Origin of the sequence: Clostridium coskatii, assembly GCF_001675205.1 — a bacterium.
GTDB lineage: Bacteria > Bacillota > Clostridia > Clostridiales > Clostridiaceae > Clostridium_B > Clostridium_B ljungdahlii.
This window is the reverse complement of the sequence record NZ_LROR01000047.1, coordinates 1-1,165: the sequence shown is the minus strand read 5'-3', so window position 1 is coordinate 1,165 and position 1,165 is coordinate 1. Positions and strand designations below refer to the sequence as shown.

Here is a 1,165-nt window from a genome sequence, read left to right as displayed (position 1 = left end):
GAGGTTTTGTGTAAATTGTCTGTAGCTCTTAAAACAAAAGAACTTTTAAATAATAAAACACTTGAAAGAGTATTTAATGAAAAATTATCATGGGTACCAACAAACATACTCATAGAAGAATTAAATAGTAGGAAAGATTTTCCTATAAAGATAGTCAGGAAGTGATTAAATGCAAATACATTATAAATTTTCGGATTCAGATATTGATAAATTACTTAAAGAAAATTTTGTTATTCTCTATGATACAAGAGAACAGCAGAACAGCCATATATTAGCTTATTTTGATAGTAAGAAGATACCATATAAAAGAAAGAAGATTGACGAGGGCGATTATACAGCAATTATAACCAAACGTTATGATATGGGTATATACAGGGACTTATATTTTCCTGTAGCTATTGAAAGGAAAAATTCAGTAGACGAGCTTGCAGGAAATCTTTCAGAGAAAACTGACACCCACGACGATATACGGCTCATAAGGGAGCTTCAAAGGGCAAAGTCCAAAGGGGTTAAGCTTTATATGGTTGTTGAGGATAAGGACGCTATGGAGCATATAAAAGCAGGCAAATATAGAAGTCAGTACAGGCCTACAGCTTTTTATGGCAGAGTAAGAAGCATACAAACTCAATATTTATATGGAATGGAATTTATAAATAAAATTGATGCTGGCAACACAATATACGGAATACTTAAATACAGTGTCAGAAACTTTTTAAAGGAATTGGATGCGGATATAAGTCCAGAGGTTGAAAGTTGTTAGCAAAGTGAAAATTATGTAAAGGAGGATTTTATGAATTATAATGGTGAACCTAGCAAAAATAAGCAGGAAAGGTTGAATTGTAATGTCGGAAGAGGAGTAGACGATTGGGATTGTTACAGAGATTGTGCATTTTGGAATGGTAAAAAATGTACAAATGTTGAAACCTAGATTTAATATGCAATTGAAATATAATTTGTGCTTTAGAAAAGAGGTGAGAAGGTGGAGCTGCAAGATATAGATTTAAAAGAATTAATAGAAAGAGAAACAGGAGAACATTTTAGAAGACACTCGAAAAGTAGATGGAAATTCTGAAAAGATATTTAATTAAGCAACTACTTAGAAGTAACTGGAAAACTATTGGCGTACTTTGAAAAGCATATATTGTTACGGGATAAAGGATATAAA

General features: G+C 31.8%; 2 protein-coding genes. Both read left to right on the top strand.

The window, feature by feature from the left end; all coding sequences use genetic code 11:
* Nucleotides 1-175: 175 nt before the first annotated feature.
* On the top strand, nt 176-760 hold the full coding sequence (locus CLCOS_RS10060) for an ERCC4 domain-containing protein (protein WP_192847963.1): 585 nt from the start codon (nt 176-178) through the stop codon (nt 758-760).
* 30 nt (nt 761-790) lie between these two features.
* The gene (locus tag CLCOS_RS22405; protein ID WP_156496411.1) at nt 791-928 is read left to right on the top strand and encodes a hypothetical protein; all 138 of its coding nucleotides are present in this window, start codon (nt 791-793) and stop codon (nt 926-928) included.
* Nucleotides 929-1,165: the final 237 nt, after the last annotated feature.